General features: G+C 35.8%; 1 protein-coding gene. It reads left to right on the forward strand.

Going from position 1 to position 260, the window contains the following annotated elements:
• On the forward strand, positions 1 to 188 hold a 188-nt coding region (locus tag ACYSM9_RS21985; protein WP_461859061.1), incomplete at its 5' end, for a hypothetical protein.
• Positions 189 to 260 lie beyond the last annotated feature (72 nt).

Below are 260 nucleotides of genomic sequence, written 5' to 3' on the forward strand. Positions count from 1 at the left end.
CATTTAGCAACTATCTTTGCATCGTGTTTATGTTGGGCATTTTAGTTGTAATGTCTTTAACACCAGACATGCGTATTGTAGTCATGATGATTCCTGGTTGGATTCTATGTTTAATGGTGGCTTATCAATTTAAGCGTCGTAAGCTGAAAGCAGAGCAACCTGTGCCTGCACTTGAAGCTGATTTGTAAGATTGATTCAACCATAAAAGGACGTATCTCATACGTCCTTTTTTATTTTTAAAATTTAGCAACAGAAAGTAA

This window comes from Arthrobacter sp. C152, assembly GCF_054890965.1.